Source organism: Oscillibacter acetigenes, assembly GCF_025567605.1.
GTDB classification, from domain to species: Bacteria; Bacillota; Clostridia; order Oscillospirales; family Oscillospiraceae; genus Oscillibacter; species Oscillibacter welbionis.
In genome coordinates, this window is record NZ_JAOQKG010000003.1 from 77,302 (window position 1) to 103,898 (window position 26,597).

Annotated in this window: 29 protein-coding genes; 21 read left to right on the forward strand and 8 right to left on the reverse strand. The window is 63.3% G+C overall.

Annotated elements, in window-relative coordinates; genetic code table 11:
• Position 1 precedes the first annotated feature (1 nt).
• The 18 genes from OCV80_RS07070 (at position 2) to OCV80_RS07150 (ending at position 16,984) form a co-directional block, all read left to right on the forward strand.
• A complete protein-coding gene (locus tag OCV80_RS07070) occupies positions 2-907 on the forward strand; it encodes a DUF5685 family protein (RefSeq protein ID WP_267288316.1) in 906 nt (301 codons plus the stop codon).
• Positions 904-1,563 (forward strand): J domain-containing protein, encoded by a 660-nt coding sequence (locus OCV80_RS07075; RefSeq protein ID WP_025545465.1) that lies wholly within the window; start codon positions 904-906, stop codon positions 1,561-1,563. Before OCV80_RS07070 ends, OCV80_RS07075 begins: the two co-directional genes overlap by 4 nt.
• Positions 1,564-1,592: 29 nt before the next feature.
• Entirely contained in the window at positions 1,593-2,474 is an 882-nt protein-coding gene (locus OCV80_RS07080; protein ID WP_021749896.1) for a YicC/YloC family endoribonuclease, read from the forward strand.
• 6 nt (positions 2,475-2,480) lie between these two features.
• Entirely contained in the window at positions 2,481-2,726 is a 246-nt protein-coding gene (locus OCV80_RS07085; protein ID WP_021749897.1) for a DUF370 domain-containing protein, read from the forward strand.
• A gap of 12 nt (positions 2,727-2,738) precedes the next feature.
• The gene (gene gmk / locus OCV80_RS07090) at positions 2,739-3,335 is read left to right on the forward strand and encodes a guanylate kinase (protein ID WP_021749898.1); all 597 of its coding nucleotides are present in this window, start codon (positions 2,739-2,741) and stop codon (positions 3,333-3,335) included.
• Positions 3,336-3,396: 61 nt separating this feature from the next.
• Positions 3,397-3,645 carry a DNA-directed RNA polymerase subunit omega gene (gene rpoZ / locus OCV80_RS07095; protein WP_021749899.1) on the forward strand — a complete coding sequence of 83 codons (249 nt, stop codon included), beginning with the start codon at positions 3,397-3,399 and terminating at the stop codon, positions 3,643-3,645.
• An 18-nt stretch (positions 3,646-3,663) separates the two neighbouring features.
• Positions 3,664-6,123, forward strand: coding sequence for a replication restart helicase PriA (gene priA, locus OCV80_RS07100; RefSeq protein ID WP_267288317.1), 2,460 nt, complete (start codon positions 3,664-3,666; stop codon positions 6,121-6,123).
• Positions 6,124-6,151: 28 nt separating this feature from the next.
• Positions 6,152-6,682 carry a peptide deformylase gene (def, locus tag OCV80_RS07105; protein ID WP_021749901.1) on the forward strand — a complete coding sequence of 177 codons (531 nt, stop codon included), beginning with the start codon at positions 6,152-6,154 and terminating at the stop codon, positions 6,680-6,682.
• 4 nt (positions 6,683-6,686) lie between these two features.
• Complete coding sequence (fmt, locus tag OCV80_RS07110; protein WP_021749902.1) at positions 6,687-7,601, forward strand: methionyl-tRNA formyltransferase; 915 nt, start codon at positions 6,687-6,689, stop codon at positions 7,599-7,601.
• A gap of 32 nt (positions 7,602-7,633) precedes the next feature.
• Complete coding sequence (locus OCV80_RS07115) at positions 7,634-8,377, forward strand: zinc metallopeptidase (RefSeq protein ID WP_119311020.1); 744 nt, start codon at positions 7,634-7,636, stop codon at positions 8,375-8,377.
• Positions 8,374-9,699, forward strand: a complete 1,326-nt coding sequence (rsmB, locus tag OCV80_RS07120) for a 16S rRNA (cytosine(967)-C(5))-methyltransferase RsmB (RefSeq protein ID WP_119311019.1) — start codon at positions 8,374-8,376, stop codon at positions 9,697-9,699. The genes OCV80_RS07115 and rsmB overlap by 4 nt, the downstream gene beginning before the upstream one ends.
• Before the next feature lie 10 nt (positions 9,700-9,709).
• On the forward strand, positions 9,710-10,753 hold the full coding sequence (rlmN, locus tag OCV80_RS07125) for a 23S rRNA (adenine(2503)-C(2))-methyltransferase RlmN (RefSeq protein WP_267288318.1): 1,044 nt from the start codon (positions 9,710-9,712) through the stop codon (positions 10,751-10,753).
• Positions 10,750-11,496 (forward strand): Stp1/IreP family PP2C-type Ser/Thr phosphatase, encoded by a 747-nt coding sequence (locus OCV80_RS07130; RefSeq protein WP_021749906.1) that lies wholly within the window; start codon positions 10,750-10,752, stop codon positions 11,494-11,496. The genes rlmN and OCV80_RS07130 overlap by 4 nt, the downstream gene beginning before the upstream one ends.
• Before the next feature lie 13 nt (positions 11,497-11,509).
• Positions 11,510-13,516, forward strand: a complete 2,007-nt coding sequence (gene pknB / locus OCV80_RS07135; protein WP_136890643.1) for a Stk1 family PASTA domain-containing Ser/Thr kinase — start codon at positions 11,510-11,512, stop codon at positions 13,514-13,516.
• On the forward strand, positions 13,509-14,396 hold the full coding sequence (rsgA, locus tag OCV80_RS07140) for a ribosome small subunit-dependent GTPase A (protein WP_136890642.1): 888 nt from the start codon (positions 13,509-13,511) through the stop codon (positions 14,394-14,396). The genes pknB and rsgA overlap by 8 nt, the downstream gene beginning before the upstream one ends.
• Positions 14,397-14,676: 280 nt before the next feature.
• Positions 14,677-14,751, forward strand: a complete 75-nt coding sequence (gene spoVM, locus OCV80_RS16550; protein ID WP_119311903.1) for a stage V sporulation protein SpoVM — start codon at positions 14,677-14,679, stop codon at positions 14,749-14,751.
• A gap of 177 nt (positions 14,752-14,928) precedes the next feature.
• A complete protein-coding gene (locus OCV80_RS07145; protein ID WP_021749911.1) occupies positions 14,929-16,467 on the forward strand; it encodes a DUF3794 and LysM peptidoglycan-binding domain-containing protein in 1,539 nt (512 codons plus the stop codon).
• 91 nt (positions 16,468-16,558) lie between these two features.
• Complete coding sequence (locus OCV80_RS07150; RefSeq protein WP_021749912.1) at positions 16,559-16,984, forward strand: hypothetical protein; 426 nt, start codon at positions 16,559-16,561, stop codon at positions 16,982-16,984.
• A 90-nt stretch (positions 16,985-17,074) separates the two neighbouring features.
• On the opposite strand, the gene OCV80_RS07155 is transcribed toward OCV80_RS07150, so the two are convergent.
• From OCV80_RS07155 to OCV80_RS07165, 3 genes are all read right to left on the reverse strand, one after another.
• Positions 17,075-17,860 carry an amino acid ABC transporter ATP-binding protein gene (locus OCV80_RS07155; RefSeq protein ID WP_021749913.1) on the reverse strand — a complete coding sequence of 262 codons (786 nt, stop codon included), beginning with the start codon at positions 17,858-17,860 and terminating at the stop codon, positions 17,075-17,077.
• 15 nt (positions 17,861-17,875) lie between these two features.
• Positions 17,876-18,565, reverse strand: a complete 690-nt coding sequence (locus OCV80_RS07160) for an amino acid ABC transporter permease (protein WP_021749914.1) — start codon at positions 18,563-18,565, stop codon at positions 17,876-17,878.
• Positions 18,566-18,667: 102 nt separating this feature from the next.
• A complete protein-coding gene (locus OCV80_RS07165) occupies positions 18,668-19,540 on the reverse strand; it encodes a transporter substrate-binding domain-containing protein (protein WP_119311017.1) in 873 nt (290 codons plus the stop codon).
• Positions 19,541-19,761: 221 nt separating this feature from the next.
• Here OCV80_RS07165 and spoIVA point away from each other — a divergent pair, with 221 nt between their 5' ends.
• Complete coding sequence (spoIVA, locus tag OCV80_RS07170; RefSeq protein WP_021749916.1) at positions 19,762-21,237, forward strand: stage IV sporulation protein A; 1,476 nt, start codon at positions 19,762-19,764, stop codon at positions 21,235-21,237.
• A gap of 216 nt (positions 21,238-21,453) precedes the next feature.
• Here spoIVA and OCV80_RS07175 read toward each other — a convergent pair whose 3' ends face one another.
• Genes OCV80_RS07175 through OCV80_RS07190 form a run of 4 tightly spaced genes read right to left on the reverse strand, consistent with a single transcriptional unit; the run spans position 21,454 to position 23,604 of the window.
• Entirely contained in the window at positions 21,454-21,762 is a 309-nt protein-coding gene (locus tag OCV80_RS07175) for a CPCC family cysteine-rich protein (protein ID WP_021749918.1), read from the reverse strand.
• A gap of 16 nt (positions 21,763-21,778) precedes the next feature.
• On the reverse strand, positions 21,779-22,306 hold the full coding sequence (locus OCV80_RS07180) for a methylated-DNA--[protein]-cysteine S-methyltransferase (RefSeq protein ID WP_021749919.1): 528 nt from the start codon (positions 22,304-22,306) through the stop codon (positions 21,779-21,781).
• A 60-nt stretch (positions 22,307-22,366) separates the two neighbouring features.
• Complete coding sequence (locus OCV80_RS07185; protein ID WP_021749920.1) at positions 22,367-22,942, reverse strand: bifunctional transcriptional activator/DNA repair enzyme AdaA; 576 nt, start codon at positions 22,940-22,942, stop codon at positions 22,367-22,369.
• Entirely contained in the window at positions 22,939-23,604 is a 666-nt protein-coding gene (locus OCV80_RS07190) for a DNA-3-methyladenine glycosylase family protein (protein WP_136890640.1), read from the reverse strand. The genes OCV80_RS07185 and OCV80_RS07190 overlap by 4 nt, the downstream gene beginning before the upstream one ends.
• 176 nt (positions 23,605-23,780) lie before the next feature.
• Here OCV80_RS07190 and OCV80_RS07195 point away from each other — a divergent pair, with 176 nt between their 5' ends.
• Complete coding sequence (locus OCV80_RS07195) at positions 23,781-24,551, forward strand: type III pantothenate kinase (protein ID WP_025545668.1); 771 nt, start codon at positions 23,781-23,783, stop codon at positions 24,549-24,551.
• A 5-nt stretch (positions 24,552-24,556) separates the two neighbouring features.
• A complete protein-coding gene (locus OCV80_RS07200) occupies positions 24,557-25,102 on the forward strand; it encodes a GNAT family N-acetyltransferase (RefSeq protein ID WP_267288360.1) in 546 nt (181 codons plus the stop codon).
• 59 nt (positions 25,103-25,161) lie between these two features.
• Here OCV80_RS07200 and OCV80_RS07205 read toward each other — a convergent pair whose 3' ends face one another.
• Positions 25,162-26,400 carry a 6-phosphofructokinase gene (locus tag OCV80_RS07205; RefSeq protein WP_136890639.1) on the reverse strand — a complete coding sequence of 413 codons (1,239 nt, stop codon included), beginning with the start codon at positions 26,398-26,400 and terminating at the stop codon, positions 25,162-25,164.
• Positions 26,401-26,597 lie beyond the last annotated feature (197 nt).

Sequence of the window (26,597 nt, forward strand, 5' to 3'; positions counted from 1 at the left end):
GGTGTTCGGCTATGTACGCCCCCCGCTGGAGATCCTGCCTCAGGAGGAGGCAGACCGGTTCCGGCGGGCATACTGCGGGCTGTGCCACACCCTGGGGGAGCGGTACGGCCCGGCGGCCCGGATGATCCTGAACTACGACTTCACCTATCTGGCCATCCTGCTGTCGGATCCGGAAGAAGCTGCACCCTGCCGGAGGCGGTGCGTGTCCAGCCCCGTCCGGCTCCGGGCGTACCAGCCCGCAACCGCGGCCCTGGAGCTGGCGGCGGATGAGAGCGTGATTCTGGCCTACTGGCAGCTGCGGGACGGCGTGGAGGACCACGGCCTCTGGAAGGGGTTGGGCTACCGGGTCTCCGCCGCCGCACTGCGGGGCGGCTATCGAAAGGCTGCCGCGGCCCGGCCGGAGTTTGACGGCCGGGTGCGGGAACAGCTGGCGGCTCTGAGCCGCTTGGAGGGGGAGTGTTGTCCCTCCATGGATCAGGCGGCAGATACCTTTGCCCAGCTGCTGGCGGCAGCGGCTGCCGGGGTGGAGGACCCGGTGCGGCGGCGGGTGCTGGAGCAGATGCTCTACCACCTGGGCCGGTGGGTGTATCTGATCGACGCGGCGGACGACCTGCAAAAAGACGCCGTCTCCGGGAATTATAATCCCGTGGCCCTGCGCTATGGCCTGCGGGACGGCAAATGGGACGAGGAGAGCCGCCGGGCCTTTGCCAGAACGCTGGACCACTCCATCCACATGATCGCCACGGCCTTTGAGCTGTGGGACTTCGGCGTCTGGCGCCCCCTGCTGGAGAGTACGGTGTACACCGGGCTTTTTGCCGTGGGCCGGGCCGTGCTGGAGGGCACCTTCCACAAAATGCCCCCCAGAGAACAGAGAAAGAAACACAAGAAGGCTGAGGAGACCACATGAACGATCCCTATCAGATACTGGGTGTGTCGGAGAACGCCTCCGACGAGGAGATCAAAAAAGCATATCGGGACCTGGCCCGGAAGTACCACCCGGATAACTACCACGACAATCCGCTGGCGGATCTGGCGCAGGAGAAGATGAAAGAGATCAACGCCGCCTACGAGCAGATCACCAAGGAGCGGGCCTCCGGCAAGCGGGGGAGCGGCTCCGGCGGGGCCTCTTACGGCGCTTCCGGCTACGGCGGGTACGGCGGCTATCAGGGCTACGGCGGATATGGGGGCTCCCAGAGTTACAGCGGTCAGAGCTCCGTGCTCCAGCAGGCCCGCATCGCCATCAACACCGGCAACATCAGCCGGGCGGAGGCGCTGCTGGCCAATTACAGCGACCACAATGCGGAGTGGAACTTCCTGAAGGGGGCGGTCTGCTACCGCCGGGGCTGGCTGGACGAGGCGCTGCGGTACTACCGGACCGCCTGCCAGATGGACCCCACCAACGCCGAGTACCGGCAGGCGCTGGAGTATATGGAGGGCACGGACGACACGGCATACCGCCCCGGCGGCGGGAGTTTCGGCACCTTGTGCGGCGGAAATCCCTGTATGAGCCTGTGCTGTCTCTGGGCGCTCTGCAATGGCGGCGGCTATTGGTTCTGCTGCTGAGAGACCACAAGAGAGGAAGTAGGGATCACATGATTAAGAGCATGACCGGCTACGGCCGGGCAAGACAGGAGCTGCACAAGCGGGACATCACGGTGGAGGTCCGCTCCGTCAACAACCGGTATCTGGACTGCACCGTGAAGATGCCCCGGATGTATGCCTTTGCGGAGGACGCAGTGAAAAAGCACGTCCAGCAGGCGGTGTCCCGGGGAAAGGTGGACGTGTTCATCACCGTGGACGCCACTGCCGCGGATGTGGTCAAGGTTGCGGTGAACCGGGAGCTGGCGGCCCAGTATGCCGCCGCCCTGGGGGAGCTGTCGGACGTCTGCGGCACAGCGGACTATCGGCCCGCGCCGGAGACGCTGGCCCGGTTCCCGGACGTCCTCACCGTCACGAAGGCGGATGAGGACCTGGAGACCGTCAGCGCCGACCTCTGCGCGGTCTTGGACGAGGCGCTGGCCGCGTACAATGACATGCGGGCCGTAGAGGGGCAGAAGCTGGCGGAGGACATCTCCAACCGGCTGGACGCCATTGAGCGCTACACCGGACAGGTGGAGATGCGGTCGCCGGAGACGGTGGCGGAGTACCGCGCCAAGCTCACCGCCCGGATGGAGGAGGTGCTGCAGAGCACCACCGTCGACGAGCAGCGGATCCTGATGGAGGCCGCCATCTACGCGGATAAGGTGGCTGTGGACGAGGAGACCGTCCGCCTGCGGAGCCACGTGGCCCAGCTGCGTACCATGCTGGCAAGCGACGAGCCCATGGGCCGGAAGATGGACTTCCTGATCCAGGAGGTCAACCGGGAGTCCAACACCATCGGCTCCAAGTGCAACGATGTGGCCATTGCCAATGTAGTGGTGGGGCTGAAGGCGGAAGTGGAGAAGATGCGGGAGCAGGTCCAGAATGTGGAGTGATGGAAGATGAAGCTCATCAACATCGGATTCGGCAATCTGGTCTCCGCCGACCGGCTGGTGGCTGTGGTGGGGCCGGACTCGGCCCCCATCAAGCGCATGGTGCAGGAGTCCCGGGAGCGGGGAATGCTGATCGACGCCACCTACGGCCGCAAGACCGCGTCCATTTTTATCATGGACAGCGACCACGTGGTACTGTCGGCCCTGCCGCCGGAGCGGTTCGCACCGAAGGAAGAGAGAGAGAACGAAGAATAGGAGCGTGTGTATATGAGAAAGGGGAGGACCTTTGTGGTCTCCGGCCCCTCCGGCGTGGGGAAGAGCACGGTGCTCAAGGCCCTGCTGGAGTCCCGGAAGAATCTGTATTTTTCTGTGTCGGCCACCACGCGGGACCCGCGTCCCGGAGAGCTGGACGGTATCCACTACCACTTCATGGACGTGGAGTCCTTCCGGAAGTGGATCGCCATGGACCAATTCCTGGAGTACGCGGAGTATGTGGGGAACTTCTACGGCACACCCAAGAAGTTTGTGGACGATGCCATGGAGGCCGGGAAGGACGTGATCCTGGATATTGAGATCCAGGGCGCCATCCAGGTGTGCAGCAAGCGGCCGGACACGGTGCGCATCTTCATCGCCCCTCCCAGCTGGGCGGAGCTGGAGCGCCGCCTGACAGAGCGGGGCACCGACAGCCCCGAGAAGATCCAGAAGCGGCTGCTGCGGGCCAAAGTGGAGTTTCAGACGGCCCACACCTATGATTACTTTGTCATCAACGACACCGTGGAGAATGCGGTGGGGGAGCTGAACGCCATTATCACGGCGGAGCACTGCAAGCCCCAGGAGCGCATGGAGATCATCAGCGGACGCTGAGACGCCCGCTTTGTCCATAAATAAATTTACGCCTGCAAGGCAGATAGGAAGTTGATCCATTATGATGCTGTATCCCGCAATGAACAAGCTGACCGGCTATATCCCCAACCGCTATATGCTGGTGGACGTGGTGGCCCGCCGGGCCCGGCAGATCGCCGACGAGGCGGAGGAGACTGGCGAGCATCTGACGGAGAAGCCCGTCACCCTGGCCATCCAGGAAGTGGCGGACGGCAAGCTGGACGCCAGAAACATGGACCTGACCATTGAGGAACCGGAGGATCTACAGCCGGCGGAGGAAGAGGCACAGTAACAACAGGAGGGGCGAGGCATGGAAACCGCTGAGATCGTGAAAATCGCGGTGAGCGCCGCGCCCTATTCCATTGACAAGCCCTATGACTACTTGGTTCCCCCGGAGCTGCTGGAAACGGCGGTACCCGGCGTCCGGGTCACCGTGCCCTTCGGCCGGGGCAACCGCACCAGTGAGGGCATTATTCTGGCCCGGACGCCAGGTGAAAAGATGCAGGGGCTCAAGCCCCTGCTGTCGGTCCTGGACCGAGGGCCGGTACTGGACGGCGATGGCATCGCCCTGGCATTGTGGCTGCGGCAGCGGTACTTCTGCACGCTGTTTGAGGCGGTGAAGGCCATCCTGCCCGCCGGACTCTGGTACCAGATCCGGGAGGTCTGGCATGTGGCAGAGGGCATGGACCGCTGCGCGGCCGACGGCGCGGCCACCGGCATCCGACGGGCCGCCCCGGTGCTGGACGCCTTGTTTGCCGCCGGAGGCTCCGCAGAGCTGTCAGTGCTGGAGGATGCCTGCGGCAGGGAGGCTGGCACTGTGCTGCGGGCACTGCAGAAGGCCGGGGTCACGGTCTGCGAGACTGCGGCCCGCCGGAGGATCGGCGACAAGTCCCGTCGGATGGTGGAACTGGCCGTCAGCGCCGAGGAGGCCGCATCTCTGACGGAAAAGCGATCCTCCCCCCAGCGGCGGGAGGCGGTGCGTCTCCTGGCGGCAGAGGGGCGGATGAGCGCGGCGGAGGTATGCTACTTCACAGGCGTCTCCATGGCCGCCCTCCGGGGGATGGAGAAGGCGGGGATCGTGGCTTTTTCAGCGGAAGAGGAGCTGCGGCTGCCGGACCTGACGGCGGTGGAACCCAGCGGTCCTATCGTCCTCAATGAGGAACAGGAGGCGGCCTTTCAGTCTATCCGGACCCTGACGAAGACCGGGAAGCCGGAGGCGGTGCTGCTCCAGGGCGTCACCGGCAGCGGCAAGACCCAGGTCTATCTCCGTCTGGTTCAGGAAATACTGAGCCGGGGGAGGCGGGCCATGGTCCTGGTGCCGGAGATCGTGCTGACGCCCCAGATGATGCGGCGGTTCTCCGCCTGCTTTGGGGACCAGGTGGCCATGCTCCACAGCTCCCTGCGGATGACGGAGCGCTACGACCAGTGGAAGCGTATCCGCCGGGGCGAGGTCCAGGTGGTGCTGGGCACCCGGTCCGCCATCTTCGCCCCGCTGAAAAACGTGGGCCTGATCGTCCTGGACGAGGAGCAGGAGAGCAGCTATCAGTCGGAAAACCCGCCCCGGTATCACACCCGGGACGTGGCCAAATACCTCTGCGCCCGGGACAAGTCCACCTTGGTCCTGGGGTCTGCCACTCCGGCGGTGGAGACCGCCTGGAACGCGGAGCATGGGATCTATCACAAGGCGCTGCTGCGCCGGCGATATAACCGGCAGGCATTGCCGGAGGTGCTGGTGGCGGACCTGAAACAGGAAATCCGGGCGGGCAACGCCGGGATGGTGGGGCAGGTCCTCCGCACTGAGCTGGAGGAAAACTTGCGGCGGGGAGAGCAGAGCATCCTGCTGCTGAACCGCCGGGGCAGCAACAGGTATCTGCTGTGCGGGGAGTGCGGCCATGTGCCGGAGTGTCCCCGCTGCAGCGTGGCGCTGACGTATCACTCCGCCAATGGACGGCTGATGTGCCACTACTGCGGCCACTCGGAGCGATCCAGCGACACCTGCCCCGTCTGCGGCGGCATCATGAAGCACGTGGGCACCGGCACTCAGAAGGTGGAGGAGGAGCTCCACGATCTGTTCCCGGGTACGGAGGTGCTGCGGATGGACGCAGACACCGCCGCGGGCCGTCATGAGCAGCTGCTGGACAAGTTTGAGCGGGAGCAGATTCCCATCCTCCTGGGCACCCAGATGGTGGCCAAGGGGCTGGACTTTCCCCAGGTGACACTGGTGGGGGTTCTGGCTGCGGATCTGTCCCTGTATGTAGACAACTACCGGGCCGCCGAGCGGACCTTCAGCCTGCTGACCCAGGTGGTGGGCCGGGCGGGCCGGGGCGGCAGTGCCGGCCGGGCGGTGATCCAGACCTACACCCCGGAAAACGATGTGATCCAGTGCGCGGCTCGGCAGGATTACCAGGGGTTTTATGAGCGGGAGATCCGGATGCGGCGATTGCGGCGGTTTCCGCCATTTGCAGACCTCTTCACCTTCACCGTCTCCGGTACCGAGGAGGGCGCCGTCCTCCGGGCCGCCGTCGCAGTGCGGGAAGAGCTGCGCCGCCTCTGCGCCCTGCCGGAGCTGGCGGCCGGAGAACCGGAGGTGCTGGGTCCCGCCCCTGCGCCGGTGATGAAGCTGAATAACCGCTACCGCTACCGCTGCCTGCTGGTGGGAAAGAACGACAGGCCCACCCGAGAGGCGGTGAGCTGGCTGCTGAAGGCATTTGCAAACGACCGCGCCAACCGCGGGATGAATCTATTTGTGGACTGCAACTCCATGGAGTGAGCAGCGTTTTGAAGGAGGTCAAGGACTTATGGCTTTACGGAAGATCGTGGTGCAGGGAGAGGAGTGCCTGACAAAGGTGTGCCGCCCTGTGACGGAGTTCAACCCTCACCTGCACCAGTTGCTGGACGATATGCTGGAAACACTGGAGGATGCCAATGGCGCTGGGCTGGCTGCTCCCCAGGTGGGAGTGCTGCGCCGGGTGTGCGTGGTGCTGGACGAGGACTCTGAGGAGTATATCGAACTGGTGAACCCGGAGATCGTGGCTCAGAGCGGCGAGCAGACCGGGCTGGAGGGCTGCCTCAGCGTGCCCGGCAAATGGGGCATCGTCACCCGGCCGGACGTGGTCCGGGTCCGGGCCCAGGACCGGTATGGCGACTGGTTCGAGGTGGAGGGCGAGGGCCTGACGGCCCGAGCCTTCTGCCACGAGATCGAGCATCTGGACGGCCATCTGTTTGTGGAGCACATCGACCACTTCCTCTCTGATGAGGAGCTTCGGGACTATCTGGAGCAGGAAGAGCGGGAGGCCCGTGAGGCCGCAGAAGCTCAGGAAGGGGAGTGAGCCCATGCGGATCCTGTTCATGGGCACGCCGGACTTCGCCGTGGCGTCCTTGCGGCGGCTGGTGGCCGACGGCCATGAGGTCTGCGGCGTGTTCACGCAGCCGGACAAGCCCAAAAACCGGGGACATAAGCTGGTGCCAACGCCTGTAAAGGAATTTGCTTTGACAGAAAATATTCCCGTCTATCAGCCTTTGAAGATGCGGGACGGCACGGCGCTGGAGCTGGTGCAGTCCCTGGCACCGGAGCTGACGGTGGTGGCGGCCTACGGCCGCATCCTGCCGGAGGACATTCTGGAGGCGCCCAGATACGGCTCTATCAACGTCCACTCGTCTCTGCTGCCCAAGTATCGGGGGGCGGCCCCCATCAACTGGGCCATCCTGAACGGGGAGGAGACTACCGGCGTCTCCATCATGTATATGGCGAAGGAGCTGGACGCAGGGGACGTGATCCTGCAGAAGGAGACTCCCATCGGCCCGGACGAGGACGCCCAGGCCCTGACGGTGCGCCTGGCGGACCTGGGGGCAGAGGCCCTCAGCGAGGCGGTGGCGGCCATCGGAAACGGCACAGCCGCCCGGACACCCCAGGATGAGAGCCGTCAGACCTACGCCTCCATGCTGACAAAAGAGATGTCCCCCATCGACTGGACCCGCTCCGCCCGGGAGATCGACTGTCAGGTCCGGGGACTGATTCCCTGGCCCTGCGCGGCCTGCGAGCTGGCAGGGCAGCGGTTCAAGGTCTACCGCACCGCCCCCGGCGAACAGACCGGCGCGGCGCCCGGTACAGTGCTCTCCGCCGGGAAGCAGGGCATCCAGGTGGCCTGCGGCAGGGGAGAGAGCCTGTATCTCACGGAGATCCAGGCGGAGGGCGGCAAGCGCATGGCTGCGGCGTCCTATCTGCTGGGCCACCCGTTGGAGGTCTGAGCTCCGCCAGTTTCACAATTCGGGAGGTTTTTATGCCCTATTACGGTCATATCTATTACGGTTATGGCGACTTTCTTGCAAATAATCTGTACGTCCTGCTGCTGATCCCAGTGCTGCTGCTGTCCCTGTGGGCCCAGTTCCAGGTGTCCGGCAGCTTCCGGCGGTACAATGCCGTGAACAACCGGCGCCGCATCACCGGTGCCCAGGCGGCGGAAGCGGTGCTGCGGGCTCACGGGGTATTCGGTGTGCCTGTCCGGCCCTGCCGGGGAAATCTGACAGACCACTACGACCCTCGGGACAATACCATCTACCTGTCTGAGACAGTCTACGACGCCCCCACCATCGCGGCGGTGGGCGTGGCGGCCCACGAGGCGGGCCACGCTGTCCAGTACGCGGAAAACTACGGCCCTGTGCGGCTGCGCACGGCCATCATCCCCGCCACGCGGATCGGTTCCAGTCTGTCCTTCATCCTGTTGCTGGTGGGGCTGGTGCTGTACAACCAGTCTCTGTTCTTCATCGGCATCGTGCTGTTTTCCTTCACCACGCTGTTCCAGCTGGTGACGCTGCCGGTGGAGTTCAACGCCTCCGCCCGGGCCATCGCCACCATCGACGGGGCGGGCCTGCTGGATGAGGATGAGCTGCCCGGCGCCAAAAAGGTGCTGCGGGCCGCGGCGTTGACCTATGTGGCGGCGCTGCTGATGAGCCTGCTGCAGCTGATGCGGTTTGTGCTGATCTTTATCGGCCGCGGCGGCCGCGATCAGGGAGGCAGCCAATGAGGGCCCCTAATGCCCGGGACACCGCCCTGCGCGTCCTGGTGAGCTGCCGCACGGCCGGGGCCTGGGCGGATGCGGCCCTGAGGGCCCAGCTCCGCCGGGACGGCCTGTCCGGACCAGAGGCGGCGCTGTGCAGCCGTATCGTCTACGGCGTGATGCAGAACCGGCTGCTGCTGGACTTCTACCTGGGTGCCTACTGCTCCCAAAAGGTCGACCACTTGCAGCCGCCGCTGCTGGAAATTCTGCGGATTGGGGCTTATCAAATTCTGTTTCTGGATAAAATTCCCCACAGCGCCGCTGTCAATCAGGCGGTGGAGCAGGCCAAGGACAACGGCCGGGCCAAGGCAGCCGGGCTGGTGAACGCGGTGCTGCGGCAACTCTCCCGGAACAAGGTGCACCTGCCGAGGATCCCAGACCAGGATGCACTGCACAGCCTCTCCATCCGGTACAGCCATCCCAAGTGGCTGGTGAAACGCCTCCAGGCCATTCTGGGGCCGGAGACGGAAGCCTGCCTTGCGGCCGACAACGCTCCGGCGCCGCTGACGATTCAGGTGAATCCGCTGAAAGCTGCTGCGGAGGAGCTGACGGCGGAGCTGGAGGCATCCGGCGTGATTGTCCGGCCCCATCCTTGGGTGTCCGGATGCCTGGAGCTGGACCACGTCGGGGATCTGACGGCGCTGGAGCCCTTCCGAATGGGAAAATTCCTGGTCCAGGACCCGGCGGCCCGGCTGGTGTCCCAAATCGCCGGGGTGGAGCCGGGTATGCGGGTGCTGGACGTGTGCGCCGCGCCGGGAGGCAAGTCCTTCTCCGCCGCCTTTGCAATGGAGGACCAGGGGGAGATTTTGGCCTGCGACCTCCACGAGAACAAGCTGAAGCGCATCCGGGAGGGGGCGGAGCGACTGGGCCTTGCGTGCATCCAGACTACCGCCGCAGACGGCCGGGGGTTCCGGCCGGAGTGGGAGGCGCGGTTCGATGTGGTGCTGGTAGACGCCCCCTGCTCGGGTTTCGGCATCATCCGGAAGAAGCCGGATGTCCGGTACAAAAAGCCTGACGACCTGTTCGCCCTGCCGGTGATCCAGCGGGCGATCTTGGACAACGCCGCCCGGTACGTGAGGCCCGGCGGCACGCTGGTGTACTCCACCTGCACGATCCTGCCGGAGGAGAACGAGGGTGTATCCGACAGCTTCCTGGCAGAGCACCCGGACTTTTGCCGCACGCCCTTCTCCCTGTCCGGACCGGTGGGGGAGACCGAGGGCCAGGTGACTCTGTGGCCCCACCGCCACGGCACCGACGGCTTTTACATCTGCCGCATGACGCGGAATTGAGGAACGATCCATGACCGATTTGAAATCACTGACCCTGCCGGAGATGACGGCCTTCCTCCAGTCCCTGGGGGAGCCGGCCTTCCGGGGCAGGCAGGTGTTCACCTGGCTCCACCGGGGGGTGACGGACTTCGATGGGATGACCAATCTCTCCAAGTCCCTGCGGGAAAAGCTGAAGGAGACCTGTTTCATCACCTCCCCCCAGGTGGCCCGCAAGCAGGTGTCCCGGTTGGACGGGACCATCAAATACCTCTGGGAGCTGTCCGACGGCAACTGCATCGAGACAGTGCTCATGCAGTACCACCACGGCAACACCGTGTGCATCTCCTCCCAGGTGGGGTGCCGGATGGGGTGCGCCTTCTGTGCCTCCACCATCGCCGGCAAGGTCCGGGACCTGACCCCGGCGGAGATGCTGGACCAGGTGCTGTTCACCCAAAAAGACTCCGGCCTGCCCGTCTCCAACATCGTGCTGATGGGTATCGGCGAGCCGCTGGACAACCTGGACACGGTGCTGAAATTCCTGGAGCTGGTGAACCACCCCGACGGGATGAACATCGGGATGCGGCATATCTCCCTCTCCACCTGCGGCATCGTGCCGGGCATCCGGCGGCTGGCGGAGCTTGAACTTCAGCTGACTCTCTCTGTGTCCCTCCATGCGCCGGACAGCGAGACCCGATCCAAGATCATGCCCATCAACCGGGCCTATGACGTGGAGGAGCTGTTCCGGGCCTGCCACGACTACTTCGACAAGACCGGCCGCCGCATCTCCTTTGAGTACGCCATGATCGACGGGGTCAACGACCACGACTGGCAGGCGGACCTGATCGCCAGGAAGCTCCGGGGGATGCCGGGCCACGTGAACCTGATTCCCCTGAACGACGTGGTGGAGAGCCCCTACAAGCCCTCCCGCCGGATCGGGGCCTTTCAAAAACGGCTGGAATCCCACGGCATCACCGCCACCGTGCGGCGGAGCCTGGGTGGAGATATCGACGCCTCCTGCGGACAGCTCCGCCGGAAGGCCATGGAAGAAGCGCAGAAAGGGGAGTGTTCCCAATGAACCAAATGAACGTCTGGGGCATGACCGACATCGGCCTTGTCCGGAAGGAGAACCAGGACGCCTACGTCACGGCGCAGCACACGGCCTCCGGCCGCACGGTGGGCGTGGTGTGCGACGGCATGGGCGGCCCCGCCGGGGGCCGTGTGGCCAGCCAGATCGCCGTCTCCGTCTATCTGGAGGAGCTGGAGAAGCTCCTGACGGCGGATCAGACCCCTCAGCAGCTGCTGGAGGCATCCGCCCAGGCGGCAGCCCTGGCCAATCAGGCCATTCAGGCGGAGGCAGAGCGCCGGGAGGAATGCCGGAACATGGGCACTACCCTGGTGTCCGCCATCTCCTATGACGGCGGCGTGGTGGTCACCAACGTGGGGGACAGCCGGGCTTATCACATCACGGAGGACGGCATCACCCGCATCACCAAGGACCACTCCCTGGTGGAAAGCATGGTAGACCGGGGAGACATCACCGCTGAGGAGGCCCGCCGCCACCCCAGCCGCAATCTCATCACCCGGGCCCTGGGACCGGACATCTCCGCCGACTGTGACGGGTACATATGCCCGATGAACGCCGGGGAGTACCTGCTACTGTGTTCCGACGGACTGGTGAACACCGTCACCGATCAGGAGATGCTCTTCGAGGTCATCCACGGGGACGGGCCGGACACCTGCCTGGACCGGCTGCTCGCCATCGCCAAGCGCCAGGGCGCGCCGGACAATGTCACGGCCGTCCTGATGCAAAAACAGTAAAGGGGGGAGACACATGGAACACAAGGACCCGTATATTGGAAAAATGCTGGACAACCGCTATGAGATTCTGGAGCGTATCGGCACCGGGGGCATGGCGATTGTGTACAAGGCCAAGTGCCACCGGCTGAACCGCCTGGTGGCCGTCAAGATTCTCAAGAGCGACCTGGCCCAGGACGAGGACTTCCGCCGCCGGTTCAACGCAGAATCCCAGGCAGTCGCCCAACTGTCTCACCCCAACATCGTATCGGTGTACGACGTGTCCAAGGGCGGCGATATCGAGTATATCGTCATGGAGCTGATCGACGGCATCACGCTGAAGCAGTACATGGAGAAGCGGGGGCAGCTGAACTGGCGGGAGTCGCTGCACTTCATTACACAGATCATGCGGGGCCTCAGCCACGCCCACAGCCGGGGCATCGTCCACCGGGATATCAAGCCCCAGAACGTGATGGTGCTGCGGGACGGCAGCGTGAAGGTAGCCGACTTCGGCATCGCCTGCCTGGAGAACGCCGCCCAGACCCTGACCCAGGAGGCTCTGGGCTCCGTCCACTACATCTCTCCGGAGCAGGCCCGCGGGGACCGCACCGACGCCCGCAGCGACATCTATTCCGCCGGCGTGGTGCTGTATGAGATGCTCACCGGCCGCCTGCCCTTTGAGGGGGACAGCGCCGTATCCGTGGCCATCCAGCACCTGAGCTCCGTGCCCCTGGCTCCCCGGGAGGTGAATCCGGACATCCCCGAGCAGCTGGAGCTGATCTGCATGAAGGCCATGGCACCGGATCTGGAGAAGCGCTACCCCTCCGCAGACGCGATGATCGCAGATCTGGAGGCCTTTCGGAAGAACCCCGGCGTGAATCTGGACTTCGAGCTGTCCGACCTGCGGCCGGAGGAGACCGACGAGCCCACTCAGAAGCTCCGCTCCGCTGTGCCGCCCCAGCTCCACCGGCAGGGCCGGGAGCCCTCCTATGAGCGGGGACGCCGGTGGGAGGAGGATCGCTACGAGGACGAACAGCCCTCCCGCCTCAGCGGCGGCAAGAAGATCGCGTTGATCGGCGGCGGTGCCGTAGTGGTCGTGGTGGTCCTGTTCTTCCTGTTCCGGGCCATCTTCGCCTCCTTTGTCCCGGCGGCGCCGGACACCTACACCGTACCCAAGCTGGTGGGCATGACGGAGGAGCAGGCCAACGAGCAGGCCAGTGTGGCGGACGGCACCTTCCAGGTGGTGGTGGCGGGCACCGAGGCCAGCGACGCCGCCGTGGGTGAAATCGTCCGCCAGGACCCGGAGCCGGACACGGAGAAGAAGGGTGAGCTGCCCATCACCATCAACGTCTGGGTCAGCGCCGGTGAGGACGTGGGCACCATGCCGGACCTGACCACCAAGCCCATGACCTATGACCAGGCCATGACCATCCTGCAGGATCTGGTGGCGGAATATGAACTGAACGTCCAGCCCTATGAGGAGACCCAGAAGGAGTACGATGACGAGCTGGCCGTTGACGTCATCAAGTCCACCACCCCGGCGGCGAATGAAGAACTCCACAAGGGGGACACCATCACCTTTGTCCTCAGCCGGGGACCCCAGACCGTGCCGCTGATCGATTTCACGAATAGGGAACGTGCCTGGGCGGAGGACCAGCTGAAGAACGTGCTGGGCCTGGAGGTCGAGGTCCATGAGGAGGCCAACGACACTGTGGAAGCGGGTCTGGTTATCCGTCAGAACCCGACGGCTACCACGCAGGTGCCTGCCGGCAGCACAGTGGAGCTGTGGGTCAGCACCGGCCCGGAGAGCGGCGGCAATGAAGACCTGCAAATGGAACCGCTGATTATCGCCCTGCCCACAGACCGGGAGACAGCAGAAGTTCAGATCGTGGTGGACGGAGTGATCAAGGTCAACGAGTCGGTCCCCTGCCGAGATGGCAACTATGTCTATGAGCTGTACGGCACCGGAACGGTCTCCGTGGAGGTGTACGTGGACGGCGTGATGGATGTGAACAATACCCGTGAGGTGACCTTCGGTGAGTGAGGGACGGATCCGAAAGGCCCTCAGCGGCTTCTACTATGTGGACACCGGCAGCGAGGTGCTCACCTGCCGGGCCCGGGGCAAGTTTCGGAAGGAGGGCATCTCCCCTCTGGTGGGGGACCGGGTGGAGGTCCGGGAGCTGGGGAACGGCGAGGGCTTTGTGGAGGCCATCCTGCCCCGGAAGAACGCATTTTCCCGGCCGGCGGTGGCCAACATCGACCAGCTGGTGGTCATCGCCTCCGGTGCCATCCCCAAAACAGACCCGTTCCTCATTGACCGGGTGGCGGCCATCGCAGCACTGAAAGGATGCAGCGTGATGGTGCTGCTGAACAAATGCGATCTGGACTGTGCCGATGCGCTGTACGCCATTTACGCAGCCGCCGGATTTCCAACTCTGCGGGTCAGCGCGGAGACCGGGGAGGGGATCGAGGAATTGAAGCCCCTGATCGCCGGGAAGCTGTCTGCCTTTACAGGGAATTCCGGTGTGGGAAAGTCCAGCATCCTGAATGCCCTGGATCCGGCGTTTCAGCTCCAGGTGGGGGATGTGAGCCAGGCGCTGGGCCGGGGACGCCACACCACCCGGCACGTGGAGCTGTTCCACCTGAGCTGCGGGGCGGACGTTGTGGACTCCCCGGGCTTCTCCTCCTTTGAGACCGATGAGCTGAATCTGGAGCTGAAGCACCGCCTGCCGGAGACCTTTGTGGAGTTCCGGCCTTATCTGGACCAGTGCCGCTTCGTGGGGTGCAGCCACACCAAGGAGAAGGGCTGCGCCGTGCTGGAGGCGGTGCGCGCTGGCAAGATCCAACGGAGCCGCCACGCCAGCTATGTGCGCCTGTATGAGGAGCTGAAGCCCCTCCAGGACTGGCAGGAGCGGAAGAAGTGAATCGCGCGGAAGAGGCGGGCAGATGCCCGCCTCTTTTTGTGTGCCCTGCCTTTTGTACCAGGACAGGCAGCGGCGTATATAATGGGAGTGAGAAAGGGGCGTGGGGCGTATGTTTCGGAGAGGCGGCGGATGCTGGATACTGGGCGTCTGTGCGGTGGCGCTGGGGGCCGGGATCCTGATTGCGGCGATCTTTCCGGTAGGGGCGCTGATGTTTTTGGTGGCGGTCCTGCTGATTGCGTGCGGCTGCGCCTGCTGCAGGCGTTAGAAAGGAGCAAATATCATGCGAATTGTAGTGTGGAAGTCCCCCAAAGCCCTCAGCGGCATTCTGCGGAAGCTGTTCAAGATTTCGGAATAAGCAGTCCCGGCCGGGCATACAGTGTCAGCAGAGCGAGACTCCGTGGACAACATGGCGGCGCACAGGGGCGGGAGAGCGGCCGCTGGCGGCCCCTCCCGCCCCGTACCGTTTTCCAGGCGGCGGGAAACGGCTGCGCCGTCCATCGGAGGACCAACGGCCGGAAAGGAAGGGCGAACCATGGAACTGGAATTGAAAAAGGCCTGCTTCGACGCCTATGAGGCGGCGGGAGAGCTGACATTGACTCAGGAGGAGACAGCGGAGACCATCGTGCCGGACTACTGTCCGGACATTGCGCGGATCATCGAGACCACGGGCAAGGTGTTCCTCCACAGCCGGGAGATGCGGGACGGCAGGGCAGAGATCTCCGGCACCGTCCGGGTGACGGTGCTGTACACGCCGGAGGGGGAGGGGGGCATCCGGACCCTGGAATTTGCCATGCCCTTCACGGTGGAGACCGACGGACGCAGTCTGCCGGACTGCGCGGCGCTGCTGGCGGACACGGAGCCGGAGCTTCTGGAGACCCGGATGCTGAACCCCCGCAAGGTCTTCACCCACTGCAAGCTGGTGACGCGGCTGACGGGCTATCAGCGCAGTCCCTTATGCTTCTGCACGGATGCAGAGGCGGGGCCGGAACTGTGCATCGAAAAAAAGCAGGAGCAGCAGCACGCCATCGTGCTGACCCACATTGCGGAGAAGGACTTCACCTTCTCCGAACAGATGGACCTGTCCCCGGGCAGAGAGGGAGCGGCGGAGATCCTCACCAGCCGGGTGAACAGCACTGTGACGGAGACGAAGATCGTGGGCAGCAAGCTGCTGTTCAAGGGTATCTTCACCGTCAGCCTCCTGTACCGGACGGCGGACGGCCGCTGCTGCGCCGCGTCCGGAGAGCTGCCGTTCTCTCAGATCCTGGAGGTGGAAGGCGCCCCGGAGGGCGCAGAGCCATCGGTGCGCCTCCAGTTCACCGGCGCGGATCTGCAGGTCGACGGCGCCGACGCCGAGGGCCGGGAGATCGCGGTGACGCTATACCTCCACGCCACAGCTCTGCTGCGCCAGACCCAGGAACTGACGCTCCTCAGTGACCTCTACTCCACTGCCTATGATCTGACTTATGACGCCGCGCCTCTAGAACTCACCAGCTTTCGGGAACAGTTCACCCGCCGTCAGACGGTGCGGGAGGTGCTGGAGATCGGTGTGGTGGCGGATTCCATCCTGGCCCTCTCCGTCACCTGCGGAGCTGTTTCCGTCAGTCGGGAGGGGGCGGGCGTGGTCCTGCGGACCGGGGCGTCTGTCCGGGCACTGTATCTGGACGAGGGGGGCGTGCCTCTGGTGGCGGAGCGGAGCATCGACGTCAGCTGCCAGCTGGAGCTGCCGGAGGACTGCCGGGTCGCTGCCCGGGCCGTCTGCCCGGAAGAGGTCCAGGGCAGCCTGACGGACCGGGGCATCGAGGTCCGGTTCCCGGTGGACTTCCGGGCGGAGGCGGCCCAGCGTGTGAAACGGGTGTGCGTGTCCGCAGGAAAGATCAATACAGACGCGCCTAAGGAGACCACCGGCGCGCCGTCCCTGGTGCTGCGTTGCCTGGGGAAGCAGGAGACCGCCTGGGATCTGGCGAAACGGTACAACACCACCATCGGCGTGATCCTGGCAGCCAATCAACTGGAGACGGAAGGAGATATCTCCCGGGACCAGCTGCTGCTGATCCCCCGGAAGCGGACCTGAGTCACCCTTGACGGGTCCGGCAGCCCATGGTAGACTGGAAAAAACGGGTATTCGGTCTGTTTCGTCTGCCCTCTGGGAAGTGGAGGTGCCTATGCCGGACTTTGCGGTGCGTGTTCGGGGAGCCAAGGGGAGGAGCTGGCGGTCCCCGAGGCGGCTGGTAGCGGTTTACCTGGGACTCTGGGTTTTTGCCCTGGTGGTGTTCTTGTTGATGGACCCCACGGACGCCATGGGGTACGCCCTTTTATTCCACTGGCTGCTCCTGCCCATCGCCGCCTTTGTGATCTCCCTGCGGATTGGGGAACTGGTCCGCAGGGATGGGCGCATGTGGCTGCTGCCTCTGGCCCTGGGACTTTTGTATATGCTGGCGGACTTTCTCACCTTCCGGCTCGCCAATATGTTGGCCTTTGACAAGATCAACCTGCCTCAGTGGGACCTGTTTTTCATCGGGGCGGCCATCTCTGCCCTGGGCCTTCTCATCGGGCGATTGCTGGGCCGCCGGAGATCCAAACCTGCCTGATTGACGGAGTTTCCCGTTGCCCCGTCTTAACAAGACGGCACAAGATAACAAAAGAGCGGAGCATCAGCTCCGCTCTTTTTCTGTTCCGTTTTATCCCTCGGAATATCGGGCGAGGAACTGACGGGTCCGTTCCTCCCTGGGGTGCTCAATGACTTGGTGGGCGTCACCCTGCTCCACGATGACGCCGCCGTCCATGAAGATCACCTGGTCTGCCACATCCCGGGCAAAGGCCATCTCATGGGTGACGATAATCATGGTGGTCCGCTGTTCCGCCAGCTCCCGAATGACCCGAAGCACCTCGCCGGTGAGTTCCGGGTCCAGGGCGGAGGTGGGCTCGTCAAAGCAGAGGATGTCCGGGTGCAAGGCCAGGGCCCGGGCGATGGCCACCCGCTGCTGCTGTCCGCCGGAGAGCTGGCTGGGGTAGTGATTTGCCCGCTCACTGAGGCCCATCTTCGCCAGCAGCTCCCGGCCGTCCGCTTGGATCTCCTCCAGGATTTGCTTTTTGTTCTGCTTGAAGTCCGGCTGCTCCTGGGCCAGCAGCTCCCGGGCCAGGGTGACGTTCTTCAGCGCCGTGTATTGGGGGAACAGATTGAAGGACTGAAACACCAGCCCGAAGTGGAGCCGCTTCTTCCGCACCTCGCTCTCCCGCTGGGTGGCGGGATCAGCGGCGTCAAAAATCAGATTACCCGCCACAGAGATGGTACCCTGCTCCGGCTTCTCCAGGAAATTCAGGCACCGCAGCAGGGTGGTTTTGCCGGAGCCGGAGGAGCCGATGATGGCCAGGGCCTGGCCCTGCTCCAGATCAAAGCTGATGTCCTCCAGCACCCGGGTGGCGCCGAAATGCTTTTCAATGTGATGTACTTCCAGAATTGCCATAAATCGGTTCCCTCCTTACTGAAAGAAGTCCAGCTTTTTTTCAAGCTTGCCCAGCAACACCGTGACGATGCCGCTGAAGATCAGATAGTAGACAGCGGTGAAGAACAGGGGCCACACCAGGCCCGCAATGCCGGAGTTGCCCTTCATAAAGGACTCGCCCATCCAGATGACCTCCTGCAATGCGATGACCCGGGCCAGGGAGGTGTCCTTCACCAACGTGATGATCTCGTTGGAGATGGGGGGGACGATTCGCTTGATCATCTGCAGCAGGGTGATGTGGCGGAAGATCTGGGCTTTGGTCATGCCCAAGACCTGGCCTGCCTCCTGCTGGCCCTTCGGCACTCCCTGGATGCCGCCCCGGTAGATCTCGGAGAAGTAGCAGGCGTAATTAATGATGAAGGCCACACACACGGCCATCATCCGCCCGGACTCACCGCTGGGCCAGTTGAACCACTTCTGGATGCCGGGCACATAGAACAGTGCAATGATTTGCAGCACCAGAGGCGTGCCCCGGATGACCCAGACCACCAGGCGGGTCAGCCACCGCAGGGGAGGAAAGCGGCTCATGGAACCGAAGCTGATAACCAAGCCCAGGGGCAGTGCCCCGATCAGGGTGATGAAAAACAGCTGAAGGGTCTTGAGAAATCCGCTGTTCAGGGCCGACAGCACGGTCCGGAATGTGCTGGAGGTAAAAAATTCAATCATGGTATCGTCCTCTCAAGGTCAGTGTGGTAGAGGGGGAAAGCCGCCGAAAAGCAGAGCGCGCACTGCGCACTCTGCTTTTGGAAGATCCGCAGGGGAAGAAGCTCACTCCAGGATCACGGCGTCCTGCAGGCCGTAGGTGGTAGCCACCTCCAGCACGGTGCCGTCAGCCGTCTTCTCCGCCAGGAAGGTGTTGAAGGCGTCCACCAAGTCGGACCCCTGCCGGAAGCCCACGCCATATTCCTCGGAGGGCAGGTCCTGGGCCTCATTCAGGTTCAGGCTGTAGATCAGATCGGCGTAGCTGGTGCCCTCGCCGGTCATCTCAGCGGCCATCAGCACGTCGATGACGGCGGCGTCGGACGTGCCGGCGGCAACCTCCATCAGGGCGTTGGACTGGGCCTGGACCGGCACGGTGGTGGCACCCAAGGCCACGGCGGCATCCTCACCGGCGGAGCCGGACTCCACAGCGATGTTCAGGCCCTCCAGAGAGGTCAGGCCCTCGAACTCAGCGGCCCGGTCGGCAGGATAGACCAGAGTCTGGTAGTTGGTGCAGTATGGGTTGGACGTACCCATAGCAGCCAGAACGTCGTCGGTGAGAGTCATACCATTCCACACGCAGTCGATGGCCCGGGAGTCCAGCTCTTCCACCTTGTAGTCCCAGGTGATCTCCTGGAACTCCACGGAGACGCCCAGGCTCTCGGCAAACAGCTTGGCCAGGTCGGCGTCAAAGCCGATCCACTCATCGCTGCCCTCTTCCTTGTAGTCCATGGGGGCAAAGTAGGTAATGCCCACCACCAGGGTGCCCTTATCCTGGATATAGGCCACGTCGCTCTCGGGAGCGGTGTCACCGGAGACTTCTTCCCCTGTGGGCTGGTCATCAGTGGCGGCGTCCTCGTCAGAGGTTCCGCCGCAGGCGGCCAGAGAGAAGGTCATGGCCAGGGCCAGCAGCGCTGCCCACAGCTTCTTCATGTTTTTCATCGTCAATCCTCCAAATCTCTGGACGGAGATACCGTCCGTTTCATTACATTAGCAGTTTACCACACTAAATTATCCGTGTAAAGCCGCAAAATCAGCCAAGAACGGAGAAGGCCGGCTCCTGAATTTGTGCATCTTCTCCAAAACAAGACGGGCTGTCATACTTCGCAGCAGCCGGACATAGAGTGGAACAAGACTATGGAGCGGAAAAAGGACGGGATGCTATGAATACCAGTATCTATCAGAATATCGCCACCCGCACCGCTGGGGATATCTACATCGGCGTGGTGGGCCCCGTGCGCACCGGGAAGTCCACCTTCATCAAGCGGTTCATGGAGACCCAGGTGATCCCCAACATCGACAACGTCTACCGCAAGGAGCGGGCCCGGGATGAGCTGCCTCAGAGCGGCTCTGGCCGGACCATCATGACCGCCGAGCCCAAGTTCGTCCCGGAGGAGGCTGCCCAGATCCAGCTGCCGGACGGGGCGAGCTTTTCCGTGCGGCTGATCGACTGTGTGGGATACATGGTGAAGGGCGCCATCGGCCAGATGGAGGACGACACCCCCCGGATGGTCACCACCCCCTGGTACGACCATGAGATCCCCATGACCGAGGCGGCGGAGATCGGCACCCGGAAGGTGATCGCCGAGCACTCCACCATCGGCATCGTCATCACTACCGACGGCACCATCTCCGACATCCCCCGGGAGGACTACCTGGAAGCGGAGGAGCGGGTGATCCGGGAGCTGCAGGAGCTGGGGAAGCCCTTCATCGTCCTGCTGAACTCCGCAGACCCCCGGGGCGACCGGGCCCAAGCCATCGCCAAGGACATCTCCTCCCGGTATGAGGTGAACTGCATGGCCGTCAACTGCCTGGAGCTGGACGAGGACGCCGTGGCCGCCATCCTGAAGGCGGTGCTCTACGAGTTCCCCATGCAGGAGCTGGACCTGTTCCTGCCCCCCTGGGTGGATGCCTTGCCGGCGGACCATCCTATCAAAGCGGGCCTGTATGACGCCATCCGTCAGAACACCGCCCAGCTCCGCCACATCCGGGAGGTGGAGGGCGTCATCGCCGCCCTGGGGGAGAGCGAGCACATCAGTGAGGCCAGAATCTCAGCCATCGACCTGGGCACCGGCGTGGCCGCCGCACGGCTGGCCTTGCCCCGGGAGCTGTTCTACAAGACCCTGTCGGAGCAGTCCGGCTTTGAGGTGGGGGATGATGGGGATCTGATGAGCCTGCTGACGAAGCTGGCGGCGGTGAAGGCGGAGTACGACAAGGTAGCCGGCGCCCTCCACGACGTCCGAGAGACGGGCTACGGCATCGTGGTCCCCGGCATCGACGAGCTGAAGCTGGAGGAGCCGGAGATCATGAAGCAGGGCGGCCGGTACGGCGTGCGGCTGAAGGCCAGCGCCCCCAGCATCCACATGATCCGGGCGGACATCGAGACTGCCGTCAGCCCCATCGTGGGCAACGAGAAGCAGTCCGAGGACATGGTGAACTACCTGCTGCAGGAGTTTGAAGGGGATACCAGCAAGATCTGGCAGTCCAACATCTTCGGACGCAGCTTCCACGAGCTGGTGAACGAGGATCTGCAGGCAAAGCTCAAGCGGATGCCGGAGGACGCCCGGCGGAAGCTCCAGGAGACCCTGACCCGCATCATTAATGAGGGCAGCGGGGGACTCATCTGCATCATTCTGTGACGCAGACATCATAGAAAGGGCGCCGGAGGAATCCGGCGCCCTTTCTTACTATTCCAGCCTGTCCCGGAGGGAGCTGGGAAAAGGCCGACTCGCCCGGTATACGTGAGACCGACCACCACAAAGGGAACCAAAAGACGCCGAACAGCGCAAGGATTGGGGGATTCCTGTTCAGATGTCCCAAAGGCATCCCTGAAGAAGAAATTTCCTCCGATGCCCTCACCGCTTCATCCGGGGATCGCAGGTGCCGAACCGCCGGACATTTTCCCGCCCCTGGGACAGGGTCAGCCCATGATTTTCGTCGCTGGGCTCGTTGTCGGAGGAAATGAACACGTCGTTCTCCCACCAGCATACCGGGCAGATGTAAGCCACCGCCTCCTCCGGCGGGACCGGGAGGGTGATCTGCCCACAGCAGGGACAGGGATAGCGCCCGGGCCGATCCTGAGCTGCCGGAATCGGAGGCTCCGGCGGCCCATAGCCGTTGAACGCCTTCGGCGCGTAAAACATCTTTTTTCGTGTGTGCGCCATGGAGACCACCTGCGTCTCACAGCGCCGTGCCACGAGTGGGGACATACAGCCCGGTCATGTCCACGCCCTCCAGCTCCAGCAAGAACTGCTTGTTGGCCACGCCTCCGGCGTAGCCTGTCAGACTTCCGTCGCTGCCCACAACCCGGTGACAGGGGATCAGAATGGAGATGGGGTTGTGGCCCACGGCGCCGCCCACTGCCTGGGCCGCGGCAGAAATCCCCTGGCCCCGGAGCGTCCGGGCCAGGGCGCCGTATGTGGTGACCGTGCCGTAGGGGATCTCCAGCAGCAGGCGCCACACCGCCTGGCGGAAGGGGCTGCCCTGGGGGGCCAGAGGCGGCAGAGCCGGAAGGGGAGCCTTGGCAAAATAGGCGTCCAGCCAGGCGGAGACCTGCTCAAATACCGGCAGGTCATTTTCCTTTACAGCATTTGGGAGTCCAGCACCAAAGTATTTCTGCCCATCCAGCCACAGCCCTGTGAGGGCTGTGCCGTCCGAGGAGAGGGTCAGCATTCCCACCGGGGAGGGCTTATGAAAGATCATCCACATACAATTACACCTCAAATCAGGATCAGAGTGATGGAGCGATTGCAAACGAATGTAAGTCGTTCAACAGGGACCGCTTGATTTGTCCGGCGCGGAATGGGCGCTCCGGCGGTACGCCAGCGGGGACTGTCCTGTGCCGGACCGGAAGGCCCGGTAAAAGGCGGAGAGACTGTCAAATCCGGCCTCCCCGGCTATTTGGGCAACGGGCTGGTCCGTCTCCCGCAGCAGGCGGCAGGCTTCGGTTACCCGAAGCGTTCCCAGGCAGCCGTGGAGGGTGGTGCCGTAGGCTGCATGGAACAGATCGGCCAACCTCCGGCGGGAGAGTCCCAGGCCGTTCAGCGCGGCTGACAAGTCCGCCTGATCCCGGAAGTGGCGATGCAGCAGCGCCATGGCCTCCGCAGCAACGTCTTGGCCCGGGGAAAAATCGGTCAGGTCCGGGCGGCAGCGCTTGCAGGGGCGGAACCCCGCCGCCAGTGCAGCGTCCGCCGTGGGGAAGAACCGCACCCGGTCCCGCCGCGGCGGTCGGGAGGGGCAGGAGGGACGGCAGAAGATGCCTGTGGAGGCTACGCCGTAGAAAAATGTGCCATCATACCGGCGGTCGTTGTCCAGGACCGCCTGCCAGCGCTGCCGGTCTGTCATGTGTGCCGCCCCCGTTTTTTGTCCGGTTTCCGTCCGGCGCCAGGGTCCGTCAGCTCCGGCAGGGCGCCGCAGGCGATGGCCCAGAGGTACAGGCTGGCAGTGGTGCCGTAGGGGCTGTACCGCTTCTGCAGGCGCTGGAAGGTCCTCTGGTCGATGGACCGCTTTCGGTACAGCATCCGCATCCCCCGGAGGATGGCCAAGTCGCCCCAGCTGACCACATCCGGCCGCCGGAGGCCGAAGATCAGCAGCATCTCCGCTGTCCAAGGCCCCACACCCCGCAGGGAGGTGAGGCGGGCCAGCACCTCACGGTCCTCCATTTCCGCCAGGGCGTCTAGATCAAAATCCCCGGAGGCCGCTTTCCGGGCAAATTCCAGGATGTACAGCGCCCGGCGGCGGGTCATGCCCAGGGCCTGGAGCGCCTCGGCCGGCATGGCCGCGACCGTCTCCGGCACAAGCGTCCCGGCCGCTGCCTGGAGCCGCTGCCACACTGTCCGCTGGGCAGCCATGGATACCTGCTGGCCGATGATGTGATGGATTACGGAGGAGAAGAGGTCCGGGTCCACCTCCCGATGGATGGGGCTGATCCGGTCCATGGCCGCGCCCAGTTTCAGGTCTCTGGCACGCAGATAGGCAATCTCCGTTTCACCATAGGGAAAATCCATGGCGCCTCCTCCTTTCGCGTGTGTTCAACAAAAGTATAGCAGATCCGGCGGCAGATTTCTTCCCGTTTTCGGACGTTTCATCGAAAAATTTTCCCTCTGTCCCGGCCTTGCATCCGGCGGCAAGGCGTGATACCATAGAACACGATCAAGATCAGAAGAAAAAAGGAGAGAGGCTTATGCTGCTGGCCATTGATGTAGGAAACTCCAACACCTCTGTGGGGCTGTTTGACAGGGACAAGCAGCTGCGGTTTCTGGCATCCCTGGACACGGACAGCCGCAAGACCGCAGACCAGATCAGCATCGACCTGATGAACCTGTTCGCCCTGTATCACTTCCGGTTTGAGGATGTGACGGGGGCGATCCTGTGCAGCGTGGTCCCCCCCCTGAACTTCATGATGGAGAAGGCTCTGGCCCGGCTGCTGGGCAAGCCGCCCATGGTGGTGGGGCCCGGTGTGCGGACGGGGCTGAACATCCGGCTGGCGGTCCAGTCCCAGGTAGGGGCGGACATCGTGGCCGACGCGGTGGCGGCGCTGGAGAAATTCGAGCCTCCTATCGTCACCATCGACATGGGCACCGCCACCACCATCGGCGTCATCTCCGAGGGCCGGAATTACGAGGGCGGGATGCTGCTGCCGGGGGTCAACGTGTCCCTGGAGGCCCTGAGCCGCCGGGCGGCCCAGCTGCCCGCCATCTCCCTCCAGCACCCCAAGGTGTTGATTGGCAAGACGACGGAGGACTGTATGCGCTCCGGCATCGTCTACGGCACCGCCGGGATGCTGGACGGCGTCATCGACCGCATCCGGGAGCAGTTCTCAGGACGGACACTCAGCGTGGTGGCCACCGGCGGCAATGCCCCGGTGATCGTGAAATACTGCCGGAACAAGATCGTCTACGACAAGTACCTGCTGATGGACGGGCTGTGGGCGATCTATCAGAAGAACAAGTGAGAACAATGACATTGGGGGCAAGCAGTCCTGTGGTTTTCGAGACAGAACGTCTGGCTTTCAGAGAAATGAATCAGGATGATTTTCTTGATTTGGCGGAGATGCTGCAAAATCCGAAGGTGATGTATGCCTATGAACATGATTTTTCCAACTCGGATGTCCAACAATGGCTTGACCGGCAGATCGGACGATATCGGGACTATGGATTTGGCCTGTGGGCGGTCATATCGAAAACCAGTGGTGTCATGGTTGGGCAGGCAGGCCTTACTATGCAGCCATATCGAAATAAAGACGTGCTTGAAATCGGATATCTGCTCAAGAAGGAGTTCTGGCACTGCGGGTATGCAAGAGAGGCAGCTGAAGGCTGTAAACGATATGCGTTTGAACAACTGAAGCGGGACCGGGTATCGTCCATCATCAAATCGGATAACCTTGCGTCAATCAGGGTGGCGGAGAGCATCGGCATGCGCAAGGAAGATACGTTTCTCACCCGATATTACAGCGGAGAAATGCTTCATTTCTTGTACTCTGTCTACCGAGAGACACGGTGCTGAAGAAAAAGAGATCACCCAAAGCGGGTGATCTCTTTCCTGTTCTGGGGTTTCGCTGCCGCTTACTTCACCAGCACCTTTTTCAGCTTGGCGAAGCGGGGCAGGGAGTCCTCCTTGGGCAGCTTGGGCTCGCCCTGGATCAGGGGCAGCACATAGTCGATGAAGGGCTTCTCCACGCCGTTGTGGGCAGCGTTGATCCACTCGATGGGCACCTTCTTCTCGGTGTTGGCCACATCGGTCAGGGGCAGCAGCTTGGTCTTGCAGACGTACTGGCCGTCCTCATAGCTGCGCTCGAAGCCCACCATCTTGTCGGTGATACCATTGACGGCGTTCTCCACAGCGGCCATGCCGCTCATGACGGCCTCCTCGATATCGGTCTCGGACGCCAGGTGGGCACCGCACCGCTGGAGGAGGGAGAGCTCGATGCCCCGGACCTTGGCGCCGGTCTTCTCCTTGACTACCTGGGCCAGCAGGGAGGCCAGGCCGCCCAGCTGGGCGTGGCCGAAGCCGTCGGTGGCAGAGGTCTTGGCCTCGGAGACGAAGGAGCCGTCGGCGTAGTGGATGCCCTCGGAGACGGCCACCATGCAGTTGCCCTTCTCCTTGTAGATGCGCTCCACGTCGGCCAGGAACTGATCCATGTCGAAGTCCACCTCGGGCAGGTACACCAGATCGGGGCCGGCGCCGTAGGCGGTGGCCAGGGCGGCGGCGCCAGCCAGCCAGCCGGCGTGGCGGCCCATGATCTCGATGATGCAGACCATGCCGGTGTCATACACTCGGGCATCCTGATAGACCTCCATGCAGCTGGTGGCAATATACTTGGCGGCGGAGGCGAAGCCGGGGCAGTGGTCGGTTCCAAACAGGTCGTTGTCGATGGTCTTGGGCACGCCCATCACGCGGCACTCATAGCCGACCTTCTGCATGTACTTGCTGATCTTGTTGCAGGTGTCCATAGAGTCGTTGCCGCCGTTGTAGAAGAAGTAGCGGACGTCATACTTCTTGAAGATCTCCAGAATCCGCTTGTAGTCGGTGTCATCCACATCCGGGTCCGCCATCTTGTACCGGCAGGAGCCCAGGGCAGAGGAGGGGGTGTATTTCAGCAGCTCCAGCTCTGCCGGGTCCTCCTGGCCCATATCAAACAGCCGGTCGTTCAAAACGCCCTTGATGCCGTGCTCCGCGCCCAGGACGCGGGTGATGCTGGGGTTCTTCAATGCCGTGGCGATGACGCCGTAGGCACTAGCGTTGATGACGGAAGTAGGGCCGCCGGACTGGCCGAAAATGCAGGCGCCTTTCAGTTCACTCATGGAAAAATCCTCCTCAGATTTGGTTTCGGGATGCTTTCTTTCATCATATCATTCAAAAAAAGAATTGTAAATACTTGCATTTTAAAAATCTTGTGATATTATCATAAGGGAAAATCGTTTTCGTTCTTTTGAATCGGCGTTTTTTGACAACCGGGATCGGACCTGTCGGCCGATGTGGGAGAGCGGGACAAATAAAT